This is a genomic window from Bradyrhizobium sp. LB11.1 (assembly GCF_040549385.1).
In the GTDB taxonomy this organism is placed as follows: Bacteria; Pseudomonadota; Alphaproteobacteria; order Rhizobiales; family Xanthobacteraceae; genus Bradyrhizobium.
Genome location: NZ_JBEPTH010000005.1, coordinates 429791 through 452170, shown reverse-complemented (window position 1 = coordinate 452170; position 22380 = coordinate 429791). Strand labels below are relative to the sequence as shown.

The window sequence follows — 22380 nt, the reverse complement described above, 5'->3', positions numbered from 1 at the left end:
AGAACGCAATCAGCTCTACCGAAGCCCCGCCCATGATGGTCCGGGGCTTTTTTGTTGTCTGCAATTCAATGGAGGAGAATGTGAGTAACGATCCCGTCGTCGCGATTGTCGGCGTCACCGGTGCGGTGGGCGCCGAGTTCATCGCCACCATGGACAAGCGCGGCTTTCGCATCAGTAAGCTCAAGGCGCTCGCCAGCGCCCGCTCCGCCGGCAAGACGGTGTCGTTCCGTGGCCAGAACGTCGTCATCGAGGAGCTGACCGAGCGCGCCTTCGAGGGCGTCGACATCGCGCTGTTCTCCGCCGGCAGCGGCATCTCGAAGAAGTTCGCGCCGATCGCGGTCAAGGCCGGCGCCGTCGTGGTCGACAACTCCTCCGCCTTCCGAATGGACCCGAACGTGCCGCTGGTGATCCCCGAGGTCAACGGCAATCGCATCCGCGACCACAAAGGCATCATTGCCAACCCGAACTGCGCCGCGATCACCGCACTGGTGCCGCTCTGGCCGATTCACCAAAAGAACCGCATCAAGCGCGTCATCATCTCGACCTATCAGGCGGCCTCGGGGGCAGGCGCGGCCGCGATGGACGAACTCGTCGAGTCCACCCGCGCCAATCTCAACGGGCAGGTCTATACGCCCAAGGTGATGCCGCATCCCTACGCCTTCAACCTCTTCAACCACAACACGGCCGTCGATCCCGAGACCGGCTACAACGACGAAGAAACGAAGGTCATCAAGGAGACCCGCAAGATCTTCGAAGACGAGAAGATCGCAATCGGCGTCACCTGCGTGCGCGTACCGGTGCTACGCGCGCACTGCGAGGCCATCACCTTCGAATGTGAGAAGGAGATCACCGAGGACCAGGTCCGCGCCATCATGGCACAGGCGCCCGGCGTGAAGGTCGTCGACGATCGCGTGAAGAACTACTTCCCGATGCCAATTGACGCCTCGGGCCAGGACGACGTCCTGGTCGGCCGCATCCGCAAGGACCTCAGCGATCCCTCAGGGCATTCGATCTCGATGTTCGTGGCGGCCGATCAACTGCTCAAGGGCGCAGCGCTCAACGCGGTGCAGATCGCGGAGCTGTTGCCGCAGCGCGTGATGGCGTAACCGGTATCGTAGCAACCGGTCTCGTAGGGTGGGCAAAGGCGCGCAAGCGCCGTGCCCACCATTTCTCTCGTCAATTCAAGAAAGACGTGGGCACGCTTCGCTTTGCCCACCCTACGGCGGCGGCGCTAGCCGCCCGCCCGAAACAACAGACACGCATCCCCATACGAATAGAACCGGTACCCATTCGCGATCGCGTGCGCATAGGCCCGCTTCATCGGATCGAGCCCGGCGAACGCCGACACCAGCATGAACAGCGTCGACTTCGGCAGGTGAAAATTCGTCATCAAGATATCGACCGCGCGGAAGCGATAGCCGGGCGTGATGAAGATCGAGGTCTCGGCCGTGAACGGCAGGACTGTGCCGTCCTCGCTGGCGGCGCTCTCCAGCAGGCGCAATGACGTGGTACCGACGGCGAGGATGCGGCCGCCGTTTTTTCGCGCGGCGTTGAGCTGCTCCGCGGTCTCGGCCGAGATCGTGCCCCACTCGGCATGCATCTTATGGCCGTCGGTGTCGTCCACTTTCACTGGCAGGAAGGTCCCTGCCCCGACATGCAGCGTGAGGCGACTGATGCCGACCCCGCGCGCGCGCAGTGCCTGCTCCAGTGCCGGCGTGAAATGCAGGCCCGCAGTGGGTGCCGCGACCGCGCCTTCATTGGTCGCGAACATCGTCTGGTAGTCGGCGAGGTCCTGATCGTCCGGCATACGCTTTGAGGCGATATAGGGCGGTAGCGGCGGGCTGCCGAGATCGGCGATGGCCTGATCGAGCGTCGGACCGTGGAACGAGAATGACAACGTCACCTCGCCTTCGCTGCCTTTGGCCTCGACCTCGGCATCGAGATGGCCGAGAAGACAGACCTTGCCCTCATTGCCGAAGCGGATGCGGTCGCCGGCGACAAGCTTCTTCGCCGGCTTCACCAGCGCCTGCCAGCGCGAGCCATCGAGGCGCTTGATCAGCGTCGCCTCGATCCTGGGCTCGGTATCGCGGCCGATGCGACGGCCTTTGAGTTGCGCCGCGATCACCTTGGTGTCGTTGACGACGAGCTGGTCGCCCGGCTTCAGCCATTGCGGTAAATCGGCGATGGTCTGGTCGCGCAGCGCACCGTTCTCCACGACCAGCATCCTGGCGGAGTCGCGCGGGTGCGCCGGGCGCAACGCGATGCGCTCGGTCGGCAGATCGAAATCGAAGATATCGGTTCGCATATCGGGCTCAGCGCTGCACAGTCAGACCCTCATGGTGAGGAGGCGCGTGGCGCCGCCTCGAACCATGAAGGCCGAGCTGCAGCAGCGGGCTTTCATCCTTCGAGACGCAAGTTCAGCGCTCCTCAGGATGAGGGTTGAGCAATTACTCCTTGTCAGCGGCCATCTTGGCCTTGACGATCTTGTCCGGGTTCTGCACCGGCTCGCCGCGCTTGATCTTGTCGACGTTGTCCATGCCCTCGGTGACCTTGCCCCAGACGGTGTACTGGTTGTCGAGGAAGCGGGCATCGTCGAAGACGATGAAGAACTGGCTGTCGGCGGAGTCGGGGCTCGCCGCACGGGCCATCGAGGTCACGCCGCGCACGTGCGGCTCCTTGTTGAACTCGGCCTTCAGCTTCTGGCCCGAGCCGCCGGTGCCGGTGCCGTGCGGGCAGCCGGTCTGCGCCATGAAGCCGTCGATCACGCGATGGAACACGATGCCGTCGTAGAAGCCTTCGCGGACCAGCTCCTTGATGCGCGCGACATGGCCGGGCGCCAGATCAGGCCGCATCTCGATGGTAACGGGGCCCTGCGTGGTCTCGAGGATCAATGTATTTTCAGTGGCGCTCATGCTCGTCTCTCTTGCGTTGGGGGTGAAGTCTTGTCGGGTGAGGTTTTGCGGTTACGGAACTGGATCGCGAATGGACGTCCCGCGGCGGCGCCGGCCATTGCATCGGTAAATGGCATCGGCGTGCAACGTTGCAACGCCTCCATCACCGCGATCCGGTATTGCAGCCGGTCACTGTCGGAGGCCTCCGCGGATTCATAGGTAATCCTCGGATGGCCCAGAATGTTTCCAGCCCGGTTAAAGCTCACGACGACGGTGATGTCGATGGGGCGAGCCTTGCTGGGGGCCGGCGGCTTCCAGCAGGTCCGTAAGTGCTGGAAGATGTCCTGGATGGTGTTGACCTGCGCGTCCTCTGTGGCAGCGCCTGAGATGCCGAACAGCAGCGCCGCGGCAGCGAACAGGAGCCTGTCGCCGCGGCGCGCCATAGGCCTCTCCTACTTGATGTCGGAGGCGACCTGCACCTTCACCATCTTGTCGGGATCGGTGACGGTGCCGCCGGGCGAGCCGGGCGGTGCCTTCTTCAGCTTGTCGACGACATCCATGCCCTGCACGACTTCGCCGACCACGGTGTACTGGTTATCGAGGCTGCCGCCGTCGGCGAACATGATGAAGAACTGCGAATTGGCGGTATCGACGCTGTCGCCGCGACGGGCCATGCCGACGATGCCGCGGGCGAAATGAACCTTGGAGAATTCCTGCTTCAGGTTCGGATATTTCGAGCCGCCGGTGCCGTTGCCGTTCTGGCCGTCGCCGGTCTGGGCCATGAAGCCGTCCATCACGCGGTGGAACGGCACGTTGTTGTAGAAGCCCTCGCGCGCAAGCTGCTTGAGGCGCTCGGCGTGCCGAGGGGCAAGGTCCGTCCTGAGCTTGATGACGATGCGGCCCTTGGTGGTGTCGATGACGAGCGCATTGGCCTTGTCGAGATTGGCCGGCAGCTGCTGCGCCCCGGCCGGGACCGCACCGATGAGCGCGACGAACATCGTGGCAAGAATTGCGAGACGACGGATCATGAAAACTCCGGATCAGGTGAGATGAAGAAGCGCGCCGTTATCCGGCGAATTTGACCTTGAGCAGGGATGCAACGAGCGGCGGGACGAAGGCCGAAACATCGCCGCCCATGGCTGCGATCTGGCGCACCAATGTGCCGGTAATCGGGCGGACCACTGGGGAGGCCGGCAGAAAGACGGTTTGCACGTCGGGCGCCATGGTGCCGTTCATCCCGGCGAGCCGCATCTCGTAGTCGAGGTCGGTGCCGTCGCGCAGACCCCGAATCATGATGGTCGCGCCGTACTTCCGCGCCGCGGAAACTGCGAGATCATCATAGGTCACGGCCTCCAGCGTGCAGCCGGCCTGGGCCGCGACCGGCCCGCAGACGTCATGGAGCATCTTAAGTCGCTCCTCGGTCGAGAACAGCGGCTTCTTGCCCGGATGGACCCCGACCGCGACCACCAGCCGGTCGCACAGGGAAACACTGTTCCGGACCACGTCCAGATGGCCGTTGGTGATGGGGTCGAAGGAACCTGGATAGAAGGCAATGCGCGGCATGGTCACGTCCTACCGCGCCCGGCCCGGCCCGGCAAGCCGGGCGGGTTCCGTGTCGGTTTCCTGCCGGTTTTTCCGTCAATCCATGTCGGAAGACCCCGATTTGTTTCGTCCTCGGAGCGTCCACGAAACAAAACGGGGCGCGAACGAAACCATTTCCGGCGTCGGCGAAGACGTCCGGAAGCTGGCCATGGTTACTAATCCACCCAACGAAATGACTGGCCGCACACTGGGCGTAGCGGCCGCATCACAGGGGACCGTCAATGATCAAGGCTCTTTCAGCGATCGCTATTGCTGCGTGTGTTGCTACCGCCCTCACCCTCCTGCCCGGTTTTGCTCCCACTGTTGAAGCGAGCGTCCCGCAGCCGCTTGCCAAGGCCGATCGGCTCGACATCAAGACCATCGGCAGGGATTGCTCGCAGCAGGCATGGCCGAACTTCGAGGCCTCCTGCCTGCGCCGCGCCGGCACCAAGGCTGAAGTCCGCGTCGCTCGCCTCGTGACGGCGGACCGCACCCCGTAGGCGGTTTGTCAGCTCGGCGTCATAAACCTCAAGACGAATCCCATGGATATTTGCGACGTCCCGTCGCAGACTGTGTGACGCTCGCGCCCCTCGGAATGGCCCAACGGGCGCGGTCCCATCGAGGGGTCGCATTTGTCCAGTACGCCCGCAGTCGCTTCCGGACATCATCCTGATCCGCTGCCGCTTGCCATGACCTTGGGCGCCCTCGGGGTGGTCTATGGCGATATCGGCACCAGCCCTCTCTATGCCCTGAGGGAAGCCGCCAAGGCGGCCGCGCACGGCGGCACCGTGACTCCCGAGGCTGTGCTGGGCGTTGCCTCCCTGATCCTGTGGGCGCTGCTGCTGATCATCTCGCTGAAATATGCGATGCTGATTCTGCGCGCGGACAATCGCGGCGAAGGCGGCATCGTCGCGCTTTTGGCGCTGCTGCATGCCCGCCACGCGCAACCCGGCACCTGGCGCGCGCACCTCCTGGTGGTTGGCCTGATCGGCGCCGCTCTGCTCTACGGCGACGGCGCGATCACGCCGGCGATCTCGGTGCTCTCCGCCATCGAAGGCCTCAAGGTCGACGCGCCCTCGCTCGCGCCTGTCGTCGTGCCCGTGACCATTGCGATCCTGGTCGGCCTTTTCATGATCCAGAGGCAGGGCACCGGCTTCATCGGCCGCATCTTCGGACCGGTGATGCTGGCCTGGTTCTTCGTGCTGGCCGCACTCGGCATCCACGGCATCGTCAAGGCCCCTGCGGTGCTGGCGGCGCTGAGCCCGCTCTATGCTTTCGATTTCCTGATCCATCAGGACTTTCACGTCTCCTTCGCGATCCTCGGCGCGGCCTTCCTGGCGGTGACCGGCGGCGAAGCCATGTATGCCGACATGGGGCATTTCGGGCGTCTGCCGATCCGGCTTGCGTGGTTCGCGATCTGCCTGCCGGCGCTGGTGCTGAATTATTTCGGTCAGGCCGCCCTCCTGATCACCAATCCCGGCATGATCGAGAACCCGTTCTTCCAGCTCTGTCCCGACGTCCTGCATTACGCGCTGGTCGCATTCTCTGCCGTGGCGACCGTGATCGCATCGCAGGCGATCATCTCCGGCGTGTTCTCGCTGACGCAGCAGTCGATCCAGCTCGGCTTCCTGCCGCGCATGCAGATCCGCCACACCACCAGCGATGCGATCGGTCAGATCTACGTGCCGCTGGTGAACTGGCTGCTCGCCGCCGCGACGCTCGGCGCGGTCCTGAGCTTCGGCACTTCGGACGCGCTCGCCGGCGCCTACGGTATCGCGGTCTCGCTCCTGATGGCGATCACCACGCTACTCGCCGCCCTCGTCGCGATCCAGTGGGGTTATTCGCCCTGGATCGTGGTCCCGGTGAACGGCTTCTTCTTCGTGATCGACGTGATCTTCTTCTCCGCCAACTCGATCAAGCTGTTCGAGGGCGGCTGGTTTCCGCTGCTGCTCGCCGCCCTCGTCGCCTTCCTGATGCTGACCTGGCGCGCCGGCGTGAAGCTGGTCGAGGCCGCGCGCGGCAAGTTGCGTCAGCCCGAGGAGGACCTGATCGAGACCGCGATCAACAAATGCAGCGCGCGCCTGCCCGGCACAGCCGTGTTCCTGGCCTCGGCACCGAACGGCGTGCCACTGGCGCTGACGCAATTCGTCAAGCACAACCACGTGCTGCATGAGCGCATCGTCCTCGTCACCGTGCTGATCGAGGAGATGCCGCACGTCGCAGATGAGAACCGCGCCGAGGTGATCGAGATCATCCCCGGCATTACCCGCGTGATCCTGCATTACGGCTTCATGCAAAATCCGACGATCTATGAGGGCCTGACGCTCGCCTGCCGCCAGGGCAAGTTGCCCGGTATCGACCTTTCCGACATCACCTATTATGTCGGCCGCGAGACCATCATCCCGAGCGAGGACATCCCGGGCATGTGGGTTTGGCGCGAAGGCCTGTTCGCCTTCCTCCAGCGCAACGCCGAACGCTCGGCCGCGTTCTTCGGCGTGCCGACCAAGCAGGTCGTGGAGTTCGGCACGGAGTTGGAGATCTAGGGCAAGTGCGTAGCCCGGATGGAGCGAAGCGTAATCCGGGTTTCTCGCCACGTATGCGGAGCCCCGGATTTCGCTTCGCTCCATCAGGGCTACGGGGGCTATCCGTTACTCCCCGCTTGGCTCTCCATTCGACCCGTTGCCGCTCTCGGCCTCCTCCGTGATGTGCTCGACCGAGACGACATGCTCGTCCTCGGCGGTGTCGAACACGATCACGCCCTGGGTCGAGCGGCCGGCGATGCGGATGCCTTCGACCGGGCAGCGGATCAACTGGCCCTTGTCGGTGACCAGCATGATCTGGTCGGCGTCCTCCACCGGGAACGAGGCCACCAGATTGCCGTTGCGGTTGTTGACGCTCATGGCGACGATGCCTTTGCCGCCGCGGCCCGTGGTGCGGTACTCGTAGGACGAGGTCCGCTTGCCGAAGCCGTTGACGGACACGGTCAGCACCACCTGCTCGGCCGCCGACATCTCGGCATAGCGCTCCTGCGGAAGCTGGAAGCTGCCTGAGGTCTCCTCGGCCTCGGCATCCACCGCCGGCTCCTCAGCCACAGCTTCGCCGGCGACCGCACGGCGCATCTTCAGGTACGCCGAACGCTCGTCCGAACTGGTCTCGACGTGGCGCAGGATCGCGAGCGAGATCACCTTGTCGCCCTCGCCAAGCGCAATGCCGCGCACGCCCATCGAGGTGCGCCCGGTGAACACGCGCACGTCGGTGACGGGGAAGCGGATGCATTGGCCGCCGGCGCCGGTCAGCAGCACGTCGTCATGCTCGGTGCAGATCTGCACGTCCACGATGGATTCATTGTCGTCGAGCTTCATGGCGATGATGCCGGAGCGGCGGACGTCGACGAAGTCGGACAGCTTGTTGCGTCGGACGTTGCCGCCGGTGGTCGCAAACATCACGTCGAGATTGGCCCAGGTCGATTCGTCCTCGGGCAGCGGCATGATGGTGGTGATGCGCTCGCCCTGTTCCAGCGGCAGGATGTTGATCAGCGCCTTGCCGCGCGCGTTCGGCGCGGCCATCGGCAGCCGCCAGACCTTTTCCTTGTAGACCTGGCCGCGCGAGGAGAAGAACAGCACCGGCGTATGCGTGGAGGCCACGAACAGGCGGCTGACAAAATCCTCGTCGCGGGTTTGCATGCCGGCGCGGCCCTTGCCGCCGCGGCGCTGGGCGCGATAGGCCGACAGCGGCACGCGCTTGACGTAGCCGGCGTGCGAGACAGTGACGACCATGTCCTCGCGCTGGATCAGGTCCTCGTCCTCGACCTCGCCTTCCTGCTCCATGATCACGGTCTTGCGCGGGGTGGCGAACTCGGCCTTCACCTCTGCAAGCTCGGTCTTGATGATCTCCAGGACGCGGGCACGCGAACGCAGGATGTCGAGATAGTCGGCGATCTCGCCGGCAAGCTTGTCGAGCTCTTCGCGGATCTCGTCGCGGCCGAGCGCGGTGAGACGCTGCAAACGGAGGTCGAGAATGGCCCTCGCCTGTTCCATCGACAGCCGGATTGTGCCGTTCTCGCTGATGCGATGGCGCGGATCGTCGATCAGCGTCAGCATGTCCTCGACATCCCGGGCCGGCCAGTCGCGCGACATCAGGGTGTCGCGCGCAGTGGTCGGGTCGGGCGAGGTGCGGATGACGCGGATCATCTCGTCGATATTGGCGACCGCGATCGCCAGACCGACCAAGATGTGAGCGCGATCGCGCGCCTTGGCGAGCAGGAATTTGGTGCGGCGTGTGACGACCCGTTCGCGGAAGTCAACGAAGATCGCCAGCAGATCCTTCAGATGCATGATCCGCGGGCGGCCGCTGTCGAGCGCCACCATGTTGACGCCGAAGCTCGTCTGCAGCGGCGTGAACCTGTACAGCTGGTTCAGCACCACATCCGGCACGGCGTCGCGCTTCAACTCGATGACAACGCGATAGCCGTCGCGGTCCGATTCATCGCGCAGGTCTCCGATGCCCTCGATCTTCTTTTCCTTGACCAGTTCGGCGATGCGCTCGACCATCGTCGCCTTGTTCACCTGGTAGGGAATCTCGGTGATGATGAGCGCCTCGCGCTCCTTGCGGATGGTCTCGATCGCGACCTTGCCGCGCATGACGATCGAGCCGCGCCCGAGGTGATAGGCGCTGCGGATTCCCTGGCGTCCGAGAATGACGCCGCCAGTGGGAAAATCCGGTCCCGGCACGATGTTGATGAGTTCATCGATCGTGAGCGCAGGGTTCTCGATCAACGCGACGCAGGCGTCGATGACCTCGCCGAGATTGTGCGGCGGGATGTTGGTCGCCATGCCGACCGCGATGCCGCCGGCGCCATTGACCAGAAGGTTCGGGAACTTGGCCGGCAGGACCGACGGTTCGGTCTCGTTGTTGTCGTAGTTCGGCTGGAAGTCGACGGTGTCCTTGTCGATGTCGGCCAGCAGGGCCAGCGCCGCCTTTGTCAGTCGCGCTTCGGTGTACCGATAAGCGGCCGGGGGATCGCCGTCGACCGAGCCGAAATTGCCCTGGCCGTCGATGAGCGGCACGCGCATGGAGAAGTCCTGCGCCATGCGGACCATGGCGTCGTAGATCGACTGGTCGCCATGGGGATGATATTTACCGATGACGTCGCCGACCACGCGGGCGGACTTGACGTACTTCTTGTCCGGCGTGTGCCCCTGCTCGTTCATCGAGTAGAGGATGCGGCGATGCACCGGCTTCAACCCGTCGCGCGCATCGGGCAGCGCACGCGCCACGATCACGCTCATGGCGTAATCGAGGTACGACTTCTTCATCTCCTCGTAGATCGAAACGGGGCGAATGTCGGAGGGTTGCGCCGGCTGGTCGCCGGGCTTGTTGTCGTCGTCAGCCAAGGGGGAATCCGGTGAGGTTCTATCTGGGAATCATATAGCGCATCGAGGCCCTGATAACCACCCTTGACGGCTTCCGGGAAGTGCTTTTTCCGACTGTTTTTCCAGAGACTTACGGGCGACGCGGCAGCGCCTTGGACGAGGTCCCGGCGAGGAGCCGGGAACCGCTGCCCAAGCCCCGAAGAACACGCTCTGCATGATGCGTCCCGGGACCGGCGTTAACAGGCCTGCCATCACCAGCGCCGGTGAACCGCCGGATCATGATCCGGCGGTGATCGGTTTACGCGATGTGCGTGCGCCCGCGTCACGCGAGCAGAGACCTGACCAGGGATTGAGACTGACTCGGCTGGCATCTCGAACGATGCGGACGCGCTGTTGTCCACCGAACAGGTCGAATGGGCCGACGTCATCTTCGTGATGAAGAAGACCCACCGGAACAAACTGAACCGGAAATTCCGCTCCAGCCTGAATGGCAAGCGGGTCATCCCCAACCCGCAGAAGGCCTCGCCTCAGAACGGGATGTCGTCGTCCATGTCGTTGTTGCGGCCGCCACCGCCGCCGGCGGCCACGGCACGGCGCGGTGCGCTGCTCACGGGACCGGAAGAGCCGAAATCGCCGCCCGGCTCGTCGCCGAAGCTGCCGCCGCCTCCCCCGCCGCCGCGGCCATCGAGCATCGTCAGCGTCGAGTTGAAGCCCTGGAGCACGACCTCGGTGGAGTATTTCTCTGCGCCCTGCTGGTCGGTCCATTTGCGGGTCTGGAGTGCGCCCTCGATGTAAACCTTGGCGCCCTTCTTCAGGTACTGCTCGGCGACCTTGCAGAGCCCTTCATTGAAGATCACGACGCGATGCCATTCGGTCTTTTCCTTGCGCTCGCCGCTGTTCTTGTCGCGCCAGGTCTCCGAGGTCGCGATGCTCAAATTCGCGATCGGCCGCCCGTCCTGGGTGCGGCGGATTTCCGGATCCTTGCCAAGATTTCCAACCAGAATGACCTTGTTGACGCTTCCCGCCATCGCCGCTCTCCACTCCAAATGCCACTGAATTTCGAAAGGCGCTCGCGCTGCCGCCTGTTGGGCCGACCCTATACGCTTACGAGCGCCGATCAGCCCGGTACGCCCTCGGTTATCCCCACATATAGCATTGACCAAAGATTTGTTCCAGATTTGTTCCTGCCGAAATTGACGGTTGCCGACGCCCACATGCCGGTCCCCAAATCGCTGTGCACGGCGCGATGAATAGGAACCGCCAAAGTTCCATGAAGCAGCGAAAAGCGAATAACATTCAGCATGTTAAGCGCACGTCGGTTCGCCCGCGAGTGTTGCATTCCGGAGACGGACTCTACCTCCGGATGGGGCTACGATTTCCTCGGAATTGGTTCATATGGGCGTCGCGCCTGCTTGACCGCTTCGCGGACAAAACTGGGGAGACTGCAATGAAGAAAATTCTGTTTGCTACAATCGGTACAGTTGCATTGGGCCTATCGGCTCCCGCGAGCGCGGCGGATCTCGCGGCGCGTCCGTACACGAAGGCTCCGCCGCCGATGGTCGCGGCCATCTACGACTGGAGCGGCTTCTACATCGGCATCAATGGCGGCTGGGGCACGAGCCGCAAATGCTGGGACTTCGTGACGCCGGCCGACGGCACGCTGGTCACGGATGGCTGCCACAACGCATCAGGCGGTACGGTCGGCGGTCAGGTTGGCTATCGCTGGCAGTCCAGCAATTGGGTGTTTGGCGTGGAAGGCCAAGGCAACTGGGCTGACTTCAGCGGAAGCAACATCAGCCCGACTGCCCCCGGCCAACAGGACCGTACGCGGATCGATGCCTTTGGCCTGATTACCGGCCAGATCGGCTATGCATGGAACAACGTCTTGCTCTACGTAAAGGGCGGTGGCGCAGTCGTGGGAGACAAATACGACCTCGTTGTCGCGCCAGGGCTCGTGGGTGAGGGCACGGTCTTCGGTTCGGCCCGCGAAACCCGCTGGGGCGGAACGGTCGGCGCGGGCGTCGAATTTGGCTTTGCCCCGAACTGGTCGGTGGGCTTCGAATACGATCATATTTTCCTCGGCACGCGTAACATCGACTTCACCTTTGCCGGCGCTTTCGTTCAGACCGAACGCGTCCACCAGGACGTCGATCTGGCCCTCGTCCGCTTGAACTACCGTTGGGGTGGCCCGGTGATCGCGAGGTATTGATTCGCCTGAACCCATTTAGGAATCGAAAGGCCGGCCATGTGCCGGCCTTTTGCTGTTTGTTCCCTAAGGGAATTATAGGTCAGCGATCATTACATTTTGGATCTGTTGTGACTTTTGGGAGACTCAACTTGCGGCTTCAGTGGTGTAAGCCGACGCCAGTTGGACCACAGCGTCCGATCCTGCTTCCGACGCACGGAAGTCAACACAGAAACTGGGACTGGGATTTCTTGACTATGAAGAAGATTTTGTTGGCTTCGGCCTGTCTGCTCGCCCTCACTGGCGCCGCTTCGGCTGCCGATCTGGCGGCGCGCCACTACACCAAGGCTCCGGTGGCCATGGCGTCGGTCTACAACTGGACCGGTTTCTACCTCGGTATCGTCGGCGGCGGCGCCTGGGAAGACTCGAACAGCCCCAGGATGCAGGGCGGCTTCGTCGGCGGCACCGCCGGCTATAACTGGCAGACCGGCAACGTCGTGTTCGGCCTCGAAGCCGATGGCTCCTGGGCTGACGTCAGCGCTTCGGCCTCCGCGCTCGGTATCACCGTGTCGTCCAAGACCGACGCGCTCGGCACCGTTCGCGGTCGCATCGGCTACGCCGTCAACAACGTGCTGTTCTACGGCACCGGTGGTTACGCTTGGATCGACAACAAGCTCAGCGTCAGCGCGCTCGGTGCGACCGTCTCCGACAGCAAGTTCCACTCGGGCTGGACCGTCGGTGCCGGCGTTGAGGCGTTCATCGCTCCGCAGTGGTCGGTCAAGGGCGAGTACCTCTATCGCAGCCTCGGCAGCGAGACCTATTTCGGTGGCCTCGGCGTCCCCGTGACGACCGGCACGCTCAACTTCCACACTGTGCAGTTCGGCGTGAACTATCACTTCAGCGGCCCGGTGGTTGCCAAGTACTAAGTTCAAGGACTGAGCTTAGGCTCGAACGCCATTACGTTACGAAAGGCCGGCCTAGCGCCGGCCTTTTTGTTTGGACGGGCAGGTCCCGCGCAATTCCGCGCGCTCGCTCCTGCCAAATGCCGCCAACGGCCGAACAATCCGTTGACGATTCGCAAGTCCCTCTGGAAATCCGTCTCCGTTCTTCCTACGTTCGCTGACAACCCCATCGGCGCCGATCCCGGTTCCGGGCAAAGCGCGCCTCCAGCGTTGGCGCGATCGCGGACCTTTGGGATTCCTTGAGGGCAACTCGGATGGATGAAGTGATCAAGGCGAAGCGCCAACAGCAAAACGTGGGCTCCAGCCTGCACGCAATTTCGATCCGTGGCGCGCGCGAGCACAACCTCAAGAACATCGACGTCGAGATTCCCCGCGACAAGCTCGTGGTGTTCACCGGCCTCTCGGGTTCCGGCAAATCATCGCTCGCCTTCGATACCATCTACGCGGAAGGCCAGCGCCGCTACGTCGAGTCGCTCTCGGCCTATGCCCGCCAGTTCCTCGAGATGATGCAGAAGCCTGACGTCGACCAGATCGACGGGCTGTCGCCGGCAATCTCGATCGAGCAGAAGACGACGTCGAAGAACCCGCGCTCGACCGTTGGCACCGTGACCGAGATCTACGACTACATGCGCCTGCTCTGGGCGCGTGTCGGCGTACCCTATTCGCCGGCCACCGGACTTCCGATCGAAAGCCAGACCGTCTCGCAGATGGTCGATCGCGTGCTGGCGCTGCCCGAAGGCACCCGCCTCTATCTGCTTGCGCCGGTCGTGCGCGGCCGCAAGGGCGAGTACCGGAAAGAGCTCGCCGAATGGCTCAAGAAGGGCTTTCAGCGCGTCAAGATCGACGGCACCTTCCACGAGCTTGCGGAGGCGCCGACGCTGGACAAGAAATTCCCGCATGACATCGACGTCGTGGTCGACCGCATCGTGGTGCGCGCCGATATCGGCCAGCGCCTCGCCGAAAGTTTTGAGACCGCGCTGAAGCTCGCCGAGGGCCTCGCAGTTATCGAATATGCCGATGCACCGGCTGCTGCTGCGCCTGCCGAAGAGAAAGAGAAAAAGAAGACCGCAAAGATCCACGACAAGAGCGGGCCCGAGCGCATTCTGTTCTCGGAAAAATTCGCCTGCCCGGTCTCCGGCTTCACCATTCCCGAGATCGAGCCGCGTCTTTTCTCGTTCAACAATCCCTATGGCGCCTGCCCGGCCTGCGGCGGCCTCGGCGTCGAGCAGCATGTCGACGAAGACCTCGTCATCCCCGACAAGGAACTCGCGATCGGCAAGGGCGCGATCGCGCCCTGGGCCAAATCGTCGTCGCCTTACTACACGCAGACGCTGACGGCGCTCGGCAAGCACTACAAGTTCACGCTGACCACCAAATGGAAGGATCTGCCCAAGAAGACCCAGAACGCGATCCTCCATGGCTCCGGCGAGGACGAGATCAAGTTCTCCTACGAGGACGGCGTCCGCTCCTACGACACCAAGAAGCCGTTCGAAGGCGTCATCACCAACATCAATCGCCGCTATCGGGAAACCGAGAGCGAGTGGGCCCGCGAGGAGCTCTCAAAATATTTCCACGACGTCCCCTGCGGCGCCTGCAACGGTTTCCGGCTCAAGCCCGAGGCGCTCTGCGTCAAGATCGGCGGCAAGCATGTCGGCGAGATCTCGGAGCTGTCGGTCAAGAACGCCGGCGCATGGTTCGAGACCGTGCCGGAGGCGTTGAATGCGCAGCAGAACGAGATTGCCGGGCGCATCCTCAAGGAGATCCGCGAGCGGCTCACCTTCCTGCTCGACGTCGGCCTCAACTACCTCACGCTGTCCCGCTCCTCCGGTACGCTCTCCGGCGGCGAGAGCCAGCGCATCCGCCTGGCCTCGCAGATCGGCTCGGGACTGACCGGCGTGCTCTATGTGCTGGACGAGCCGTCGATCGGCCTTCACCAGCGCGACAACGCCCGCCTGCTCGATACGCTCAAGCGGCTGCGCGACCTCGGCAACACCGTGATCGTGGTCGAACATGACGAAGACGCCATCCTACTCGCCGACCACGTCCTCGACATCGGCCCCGGCGCCGGCATGCATGGCGGCCACATCATCGCCGAAGGTACGCCCGCCGAGATCATGCGCAACCCGAAATCGCTCACCGGCAAATATCTCACCGGCGAGCTTGAGGTCGAGGTGCCGGAGCGGCGTCCGCCGAACCATCGCCGCACCATCAAGGTGGTGAACGCGCGCGGCAATAATCTCAAGAATGTCACCGCCGAAATTCCGCTCGGTCTGTTCACGGCCGTCACCGGCGTGTCCGGTGGCGGCAAGTCGACGCTTCTCATCGACACGCTCTACAAGGCCATCGCCCGCAAGCTGAACAACGCCAGCGAAGGCGCAGCACCGCACGACCGCATCGAGGGCCTGGAGCATATCGACAAGATCATCGACATCGACCAGTCGCCAATCGGCCGCACCCCGCGGTCGAATCCGGCGACCTATACCGGCGCCTTCACGCCGATCCGCGAATGGTTCGCCGGGCTCCCGGAGTCGAAGGCGCGCGGCTACGAGCCCGGCCGCTTCTCCTTCAACGTCAAGGGCGGCCGCTGCGAGGCCTGCCAGGGCGACGGCGTCATCAAGATCGAGATGCACTTCCTGCCCGACGTCTACGTCACCTGCGACGTCTGCAAGGGCAAGCGCTACAACCGCGAAACGCTGGAGGTCCTGTTCAAGGGCAAGAGCATCGCCGACGTGCTGGACATGACCGTCGAGGAAGCAGCCGAGTTCTTCAAGGCGGTGCCACGCGTGCGCGAAACCTTCCAGACCCTGCACCGCGTCGGCCTCGACTACATCCACGTCGGCCAACAGGCCACGACCCTGTCGGGCGGCGAAGCGCAACGCGTCAAGCTGGCAAAAGAGCTGTCGAAGCGCGCCACCGGCCGCACGCTCTACATCCTGGACGAGCCGACCACCGGCCTGCACTTCCACGACGTCAAGAAGCTCTTGGAGGTGCTGCACGAGTTGGTCGCGCAGGGCAACACGGTCGTCGTCATCGAGCACAATCTCGAAGTCATTAAGACCGCAGACTGGGTCATCGACCTCGGCCCCGAAGGCGGCGACGGCGGCGGCGAGATCGTCGCCTGGGGCCCGCCGGAGGACATCGTGAAAGCGCAGCGGAGCTATACGGGCAAATTCCTGGAGCCGGTGCTGAAGAAGGCGCGGAAGCCGAAGCGAAGGAGCACGAGCGAGGCGGCGGAGTAGCTCGAAGCCGCGTAGCGCGGATTAGCGAAGCGTAATCCGCCACCGCTCTTGTGAGACGCAGGATCCGGGGAAGACCGCCATGTCCGCAGGCCTCGTGCAAACCTACCGCGCCTTCGCCCACAACAATGCCTGGGTGAACCATCGCCTGCTCACCGCCTGCTCACCGCCTGCACCGGCCTGAGCCAGGCTGATTTCGAAGCCCATCGAACCGGATTCTTCCCGAGCCTTCAACGCACGCTGAACCACATCTACGTCATCGATCTCTTCTACATCGATGCGCTCGAAGGCGGCTGGCTCGGGCCATGCGCCTGGGAAAACGAGGTGCCGTGCCGCTCACTGTCCGAGCTGAAGCTGGCCCAGGCCGCCATGGACAAGCGCTTGCTCGCCGTCTGCGACGCGCTGACACCTGAGCTTCTCGACGGCCTTGTCCGGATCAACCGCGACACGAGCGTCCAGATTGAACGCCGTGACCGACTGCTGATGCATCTGTTTCAGCACCAAATCCATCACCGCGGACAGGCGCATGCCATGCTATCCGAAACCAACGTCGCACCGCCCCAGCTCGACGAGTTCTTCGCCGAGGGAGAAGCACCACTCAGGGCCGCCGAGTTCTCCGAACTCGGATGGACCGAAGCGACCGTGTGGAAAGCCTAGCGGTGTAACTTCTCCTCCATGCCCTACTCCCTCGCCATCTTCGACCTCGACGGCACGCTCGTCGACAGCTTCCCCTGGTTCCTCCGCACCATCAACGACGTCGCCGATCGCTTCGGCTTTCGGCGCGTCACGGATAAGGACGTCGAGGGGCTGCGGCATGCGTCGACGCGCGAGATCCTCAGCCGGCTTGAGGTGCCCTTGTGGAAACTGCCTGCGATCGCGCGGCATGCGCGGCGGCTGAAGGGCGAAGCCGCGGCAGAGATTTCGCTGTTTCCGGGCGCCGAGCCGATGCTGCAGACGCTGGCGGAGAACGGCGTGCAGCTCGCGCTGGTGACATCGGACAGCGAGGTCAATGCGCGAGCGAAGCTCGGTGTATCAGCCGTGCTGTTCTCGCATTTCGACTGCGCGGCTTCCGTGTTCGGCAAGCCCGCGAAATTTTGCCGGGTGATCCGGCGCGCGGGCGTTGCCCCGCAAAACGTCATTTCGATCGGCGATGAGGTCCGCGACATCGAGGCGGCGCGTGCGGCGGGCATTGCCTGCGGCGCGGTGAGCTGGGGCTATGCGGCGCCGGCCGCGTTGCAGGCGCTTGCGCCCGATTACATGTTCGCGCAGATGGATGAGATCGCGGATGCGGTCTGCCGGGCGCCGGCAAAAGCCTGATCCGCAATCGCCCCGAGGAGACGGTGATGACGCTCACGGATACAAACCGCCTCAAACTCCTCACCCCGCCGGTGGGCCGATTGCGTGTCGTGCTCGACACCGACACCTACAACGAGATCGACGATCAGTTCGCGCTGGTGCAGATGCTGCTATCGCCCGAGCGGTTCGACGTCGAGGCGATCTACGCCGCGCCGTTCTTCAACGCACGTGCGGACAATCCCGGCCACGGCATGGAGCTGAGCTATCAGGAAATCCTGCGCCTGCTGGAGCGCCTGAACGTCGCAGCCGAGGGCCTCGTTCATCGCGGCGTCACCGACTATGTCGGTTCGGCCAAGATGGCGCAGCCAGCGCCTGCCGTCGACGACCTCGTGGCCCGGGCGCGCGCGGGCTCGCCCGACAACCCGCTCTATGTCATCGCCATCGGCGCCATCAGCAACGTCGCCTCCGCGCTACTCAGGGCGCCTGATATCATCGACCGGATCGTCGTGGTCTGGCTTGGCGGTCACGCGCTGGAATGGCCTGATACGATCGAGTTCAACCTCAAGCAGGACGTCGGCGGCGCGCAGGTGCTGCTCGACAGCGGCGTCTCGCTCGTGCTGGTGCCGTGCAAGGGCGTTACCTCGCGCCTTCACTCGACGGTGCCGGAAATCGAGCGCTACGTCGAACCGCATGGCAGCATCGGCGCGTTCCTCGCTCAGAGATTCAAGGAGTATGCGCCGGATCACATGGGCTGGGCCAAGGAGATCTGGGACATGGCGCCGGTCGGCTGGCTGCTCAATCCATTGTGGGCACCGAGCGTGATCATCCCTGCCCCGGTTCTCACCGAACAGATGACCTGGAGCGTCGATCGCCGTCGCCATCCGATCCGCTACGTGACCTATGTGGATCGCAATCCGATCCTGAAGGACTTTTTCGTAAAGCTGCGAGATTTTGCGGCATCGAAGGTGCCGTAGGGTGGGCAAAGCGGAAGCGTGCCCACCATTGGTGCCGAGACAACGGAGAGACGGTGGGCACGGCGCGGCGGGAGCGCCGCTCGCGACCCACAAACCCTTACGTTGCCCGGCGGGCAAAACACGCCAGATGATGGTCAACGCTCTCCAGGCAAAATAATTCGCTTTACGCGAATTCGGAAATATATCATATTCCGACCATCCCAACCCGGCCGAGGGGCGCATCGCGATCGTCACGACACGCGGGATGGGACGTGGTGGACGCGGGCCGCATCGGCGCGAAGGTGGTTGCAGGGCGGGTCACTCCGTGAGCGATCGCCGCGCGCGCACGACCGGTGCAGCCTGCGTACGGCAAAATCGTGTGGTCCTGGCGCCCGGGGTCTGTGCGCCAAGTCTTGCGGTGACGGGTGTTGCCCAACCGGGCGCATGCGTCAGCCATCTGCAAGGCGACGGGGGCAATAGTGCATCGCTCCCCGGGGAGAGCGCGACATAAGCCGTCAAACCACTGCGCAGGGAAGGCCGGATGTTTGGCTTCACCTGTATGCCGCTGTGCAGCCTCTTGTAGCGCAATCATTGCACAGTGGACCGCGGGTGCCAGCCGGCACCCGGCCTTCCCTGCGCCCTCGGCACCCTTTCGAGGGCTGCAACTGCCGCAAAGCTCGGGCACGATGTGCCGCGAGGATGAAAGCCCGTGTTCGCGATCTCAAACTTTTTACTAAAACACGAAGCTTGCAGGTGGCTTGCCGGAGAGGTCCACGCGATGCGGCACTTGGGCGCAAGCGGCACCTAAAGTTGTCACTCGGAATCACAGCAATGAATTGTAACAATGTTTCTGCCTGCTGGCATGACGCCAGCACCCGCCTTGCGACCCGGCAATGATTGACGGACGTCCAGGACCCCGCCGAGCCGTCAGGAATTCCCCATGGTGTCCACATATTTTGGCTATAGCTACGTCGCGCGCAATCTCGCGCAGTCCCTGACACGGGTGGCGCAGCAATCGGACGTATCGCGCGATGCCGCCTATTACAAAGCCAACATCGGCAAGGTGCACAGCGTTGACGATCTGATGAACGATTATCGCCTGTATCATTACGTCACGAAAGCCTATGGCCTGGAGGACATGGCCTACGCCAAGGCTTTCATGAAGAAGGTGCTGCAGAGCGATCTCTCGGACTCCAAGAGCTTTGCCAACACGCTGATCGACAAGCGTTACCGGGATTTTGCCGCGGCTTTTTCCTTCGGCGGCGGTGAAACGAAGGTTGCGCAATCGGACAACCAGACCGACGACATGATCGGGCTGTACACGGCAGCCATGAAGAGCAACGTCGATGCCGTTGCCGCCGACACGAAATACTACAACGCCACGATCGGCACAGTGACCGGCGCCGACCAGCTTCTCAACGACGACCGGCTTCGCAACTATGTCGCCTCGGCATTCGGGATCGATCAAAGCGAGTGGCCGCGCGACACCATCAAGCAGGTCTTGACCAGCGACCCGTCCGATCCGAACAGCTACGTCAACACCACCTTCTCGTCCCAGCTATCCGGCCTGAACGCCCAGCTCGCGCAAGCAAAATCGGATGCAACCGACGCCAGCACGAAGATCGCCGACTACACGACGCAACTGTCACAGCCCGGCGCTGACGTCGATCAGTTGAATGTGCAGATACTGGTCGAAAAATATCGCCTGCAGACAGCCGTGAGCAGCATATCCAGCACCAACGACGCCATCGCGACGACGGGCCGGTTCATGGATCTGGCCGGCGCGTTCGAATTTTCGGCCGACGGATCGCTTCCAGCAGGGACACCAGCGCAGACCGCTGCAAACCTCGCAAGCACGAACCAGAGCTTCGACGACAGCAAGTCGGCGGTCTATGCGGCGGCAAGCCCGTTGCAGGAAGCCCTGGTCATCGGGCAATTCAGAAAATTCATCCCCAATGTGACCTCACTCCAGGCTCTGGTGTCTACGCCAGGCGCGTATGATTTTGCGCTGTCAGCCGTCGGCCTCGATCCCACACAAGTCTCACAGTCCACCGTGAAGGCTGTTCTCGAAAGCGACCTCAATGACCCCAAAAGCTACGTCTATACGCTCAAGGACGATCGCTACGTCAAGCTCGCGCGCGCGTTCAATTTTGACGCCAAGGGCAATCTGACGACGCCCCTGGCGGCTCAGGATTCGGCGGAAGTCCTCGATATCGCCAAGGACTACGTCATTGCGAAATTGAAGACCGCAAGCACGCAGGACCAGGCGAAAGTCAAGGCTCAGGCCCAGAAGGACGCGACGGACTATCAACAGGCGATCGGCGACATCGACAGCGTTTCCGATCTGCTCGCGAACAGGAAGATGGTCGACTTCATTCTTGTCGCCAAGGGTCTGGACCCTGCGAAAGTGACCACCGCCTATCTCAAGAAGATCTTTGCCTCTGACCTGAACGATCCCAAGAGTTTTGCAAACACGGAGAGCGACCCGCGTTTTGCCGAGATCGCGGCGTCGTTCAATTTCGACAACAAGGGCGACGTCGCGCGTCTTCCGACGGTGGGCCCGCAAAAGCGCGATCAATTTCTGGCAACGCAAAAGAACTATCTCGAGCAAAGCCTGGAGCAGCAGCAGGGCGATACGAATCCCGGCGTGCGTCTGGCGCTGTATTTTCAGCGGAAGGCGGGAGACATCACCTCCGCCTACGACATCCTTGCCGACAAGGCTCTTTCGGAGGTGTTTCGGACCACCTTCGATTTGCCTGATCAGATGGCTGCGATGCAGATCGATCAGCAGGCCAAGATCGTGCAGAAATACCTCAACCTCAAGGATCTCGGCGATCCCACGAAAGTTGCAAAGCTGCTGAGCCGCTTCTCCGCGATGTATGACGCGAAGAACGCCAGCCAGAGCTACTCGCCCGTGCTCGACCTCTTTCAAGGGTCGAGCTCGGCGACATCAGGCTTCAGTGAATCGACATATTTGGCCATGGCCAAAATGCGCGCCAGCTCGTGGTGACGGGTCGACGTCATTGCGAGCGCAGCGAAGCAATCCAGACTGTCTCCGCGGAAGGATTCTGGATTGCTTCGCTGAGCTCGCAATGACGACGGAGAGAGCGTTGGCGATCAAAGTCCCTCGCCTATTCCGCCAGCGTCGCCTCGACGAAGCCGCGCGGGTCGGCGCAAAACTCTCGCATGACCCGGTAATGATCGGTCTGCTCCACCATCGTAGGCTCGAGGCCGTATTTGCCGAGCCGCAGCAGTTGGGCAGCGGGATAGGCCATCAGCAGCGGTGCGTGGGTCGCCATGATGACCTGGCAGATGCGGGACTCTTCCATGCGCCGCAGCAGCTTCAAGAATTCGATCTGCCGCGCCGGCGACAGCGCGGATTCCGGCTCGTCGAAGATGAAGATGCCCTGGCGCTGGCAGCGTTCTTCGAAAAAGCGCAGAAAACCCTCGCCGTGGGAATGCGACAGGAAATCGGGACCGACCTGACCAGCATCGCGCGCGGCCTTGTCCAGATACCGCGCGACCGAGAAAAAGCTCTCGGCGCGAAAGAACCAGCCGTTCGTGATCTTCGGCAGCCAGCTCGCACGCAGCGCCTTGGAGAGTTGGCCGCCCATCTTCTCGCGTGCCTCGGAGTGATCGACCGGCATGTAGCCCTTGCCGCCACCGGCGTCGTCGTAGCCGGCCAGTGCTGCGATACCTTCCAGGATCGTCGACTTTCCGGTGCCGTTCTCTCCAACGATGATCGTGATGGGCGCCTCGAAGTTGAGTTCAAAATCATCCGGAAAGATGGGCAGGCAAAACGGATAGATCTCGCGATCGCGGACTTGCGACGGATCGAGCCAGACCCGCCTCAGATACGGCGCAGGCAGGTTGATCGTCCGATAGCCCCTCCGCGTCATTGCCG

At 63.1% G+C, this 22380-nt stretch carries 17 protein-coding genes and 1 pseudogene; 10 read left to right on the top strand and 8 right to left on the bottom strand.

What is annotated here, in order from left to right; translation table 11 throughout:
- Window positions 1-68 precede the first annotated feature (68 nt).
- A complete protein-coding gene (locus ABIA96_RS16445) occupies window positions 69-1106 on the top strand; it encodes an aspartate-semialdehyde dehydrogenase (protein WP_354138194.1) in 1038 nt (345 codons plus the stop codon).
- 125 nt (window positions 1107-1231) lie between these two features.
- Here ABIA96_RS16445 and queA read toward each other — a convergent pair whose 3' ends face one another.
- The 5 genes from queA to coaD all read right to left on the bottom strand — a co-directional run bounded on the left by queA (window position 1232) and on the right by coaD (window position 4454).
- The gene (gene queA / locus ABIA96_RS16440) at window positions 1232-2305 is read right to left on the bottom strand and encodes a tRNA preQ1(34) S-adenosylmethionine ribosyltransferase-isomerase QueA (protein ID WP_354138080.1); all 1074 of its coding nucleotides are present in this window, start codon (window positions 2303-2305) and stop codon (window positions 1232-1234) included.
- 142 nt (window positions 2306-2447) lie between these two features.
- A complete protein-coding gene (locus ABIA96_RS16435) occupies window positions 2448-2912 on the bottom strand; it encodes a peptidylprolyl isomerase (RefSeq protein ID WP_354138079.1) in 465 nt (154 codons plus the stop codon).
- The gene (locus ABIA96_RS16430) at window positions 2909-3334 is read right to left on the bottom strand and encodes a UCP034077 family protein (protein ID WP_354138078.1); all 426 of its coding nucleotides are present in this window, start codon (window positions 3332-3334) and stop codon (window positions 2909-2911) included. The genes ABIA96_RS16435 and ABIA96_RS16430 overlap by 4 nt, the downstream gene beginning before the upstream one ends.
- 9 nt (window positions 3335-3343) lie before the next feature.
- The gene (locus tag ABIA96_RS16425; protein ID WP_354138077.1) at window positions 3344-3919 is read right to left on the bottom strand and encodes a peptidylprolyl isomerase; all 576 of its coding nucleotides are present in this window, start codon (window positions 3917-3919) and stop codon (window positions 3344-3346) included.
- Window positions 3920-3956: 37 nt separating this feature from the next.
- Window positions 3957-4454 carry a pantetheine-phosphate adenylyltransferase gene (gene coaD, locus ABIA96_RS16420; protein WP_354138076.1) on the bottom strand — a complete coding sequence of 166 codons (498 nt, stop codon included), beginning with the start codon at window positions 4452-4454 and terminating at the stop codon, window positions 3957-3959.
- A 260-nt stretch (window positions 4455-4714) separates the two neighbouring features.
- Between coaD and ABIA96_RS16415 the strand changes: the two genes are divergently transcribed.
- The gene (locus tag ABIA96_RS16415) at window positions 4715-4972 is read left to right on the top strand and encodes a hypothetical protein (protein WP_354138075.1); all 258 of its coding nucleotides are present in this window, start codon (window positions 4715-4717) and stop codon (window positions 4970-4972) included.
- A gap of 189 nt (window positions 4973-5161) precedes the next feature.
- Entirely contained in the window at window positions 5162-7015 is a 1854-nt protein-coding gene (locus ABIA96_RS16410; RefSeq protein ID WP_354138193.1) for a potassium transporter Kup, read from the top strand.
- A gap of 105 nt (window positions 7016-7120) precedes the next feature.
- On the opposite strand, the gene gyrA is transcribed toward ABIA96_RS16410, so the two are convergent.
- Together gyrA and ABIA96_RS16400 are read right to left on the bottom strand one after the other, a co-directional pair.
- Window positions 7121-9865 carry a DNA gyrase subunit A gene (gene gyrA, locus ABIA96_RS16405; RefSeq protein WP_354138074.1) on the bottom strand — a complete coding sequence of 915 codons (2745 nt, stop codon included), beginning with the start codon at window positions 9863-9865 and terminating at the stop codon, window positions 7121-7123.
- Window positions 9866-10371: 506 nt separating this feature from the next.
- Complete coding sequence (locus ABIA96_RS16400) at window positions 10372-10872, bottom strand: single-stranded DNA-binding protein (protein ID WP_354138073.1); 501 nt, start codon at window positions 10870-10872, stop codon at window positions 10372-10374.
- 419 nt (window positions 10873-11291) lie between these two features.
- Between ABIA96_RS16400 and ABIA96_RS16395 the strand changes: the two genes are divergently transcribed.
- The 7 genes and pseudogenes from ABIA96_RS16395 to ABIA96_RS16365 all read left to right on the top strand — a co-directional run bounded on the left by ABIA96_RS16395 (window position 11292) and on the right by ABIA96_RS16365 (window position 21486).
- Window positions 11292-12053 (top strand): outer membrane protein, encoded by a 762-nt coding sequence (locus ABIA96_RS16395; protein WP_354138072.1) that lies wholly within the window; start codon window positions 11292-11294, stop codon window positions 12051-12053.
- A 233-nt stretch (window positions 12054-12286) separates the two neighbouring features.
- Entirely contained in the window at window positions 12287-12955 is a 669-nt protein-coding gene (locus ABIA96_RS16390) for an outer membrane protein (RefSeq protein ID WP_354138071.1), read from the top strand.
- 290 nt (window positions 12956-13245) lie between these two features.
- The gene (gene uvrA / locus ABIA96_RS16385; protein ID WP_354138070.1) at window positions 13246-16230 is read left to right on the top strand and encodes an excinuclease ABC subunit UvrA; all 2985 of its coding nucleotides are present in this window, start codon (window positions 13246-13248) and stop codon (window positions 16228-16230) included.
- A gap of 79 nt (window positions 16231-16309) precedes the next feature.
- Window positions 16310-16884 (top strand): annotated as a pseudogene (locus ABIA96_RS16380) (DinB family protein).
- Window positions 16885-16902: 18 nt separating this feature from the next.
- Complete coding sequence (locus ABIA96_RS16375; protein ID WP_354138069.1) at window positions 16903-17544, top strand: HAD-IA family hydrolase; 642 nt, start codon at window positions 16903-16905, stop codon at window positions 17542-17544.
- 26 nt (window positions 17545-17570) lie between these two features.
- A complete protein-coding gene (locus ABIA96_RS16370; protein WP_354138068.1) occupies window positions 17571-18497 on the top strand; it encodes a nucleoside hydrolase in 927 nt (308 codons plus the stop codon).
- A 919-nt stretch (window positions 18498-19416) separates the two neighbouring features.
- Window positions 19417-21486, top strand: coding sequence for a DUF1217 domain-containing protein (locus ABIA96_RS16365; RefSeq protein WP_354138067.1), 2070 nt, complete (start codon window positions 19417-19419; stop codon window positions 21484-21486).
- A 121-nt stretch (window positions 21487-21607) separates the two neighbouring features.
- Here the strand turns inward: ABIA96_RS16365 and ABIA96_RS16360 are convergent, their stop codons facing one another.
- Window positions 21608-22375, bottom strand: coding sequence for an AAA family ATPase (locus ABIA96_RS16360; protein WP_354138066.1), 768 nt, complete (start codon window positions 22373-22375; stop codon window positions 21608-21610).
- Between the last annotated feature and the right edge of the window lie 5 nt (window positions 22376-22380).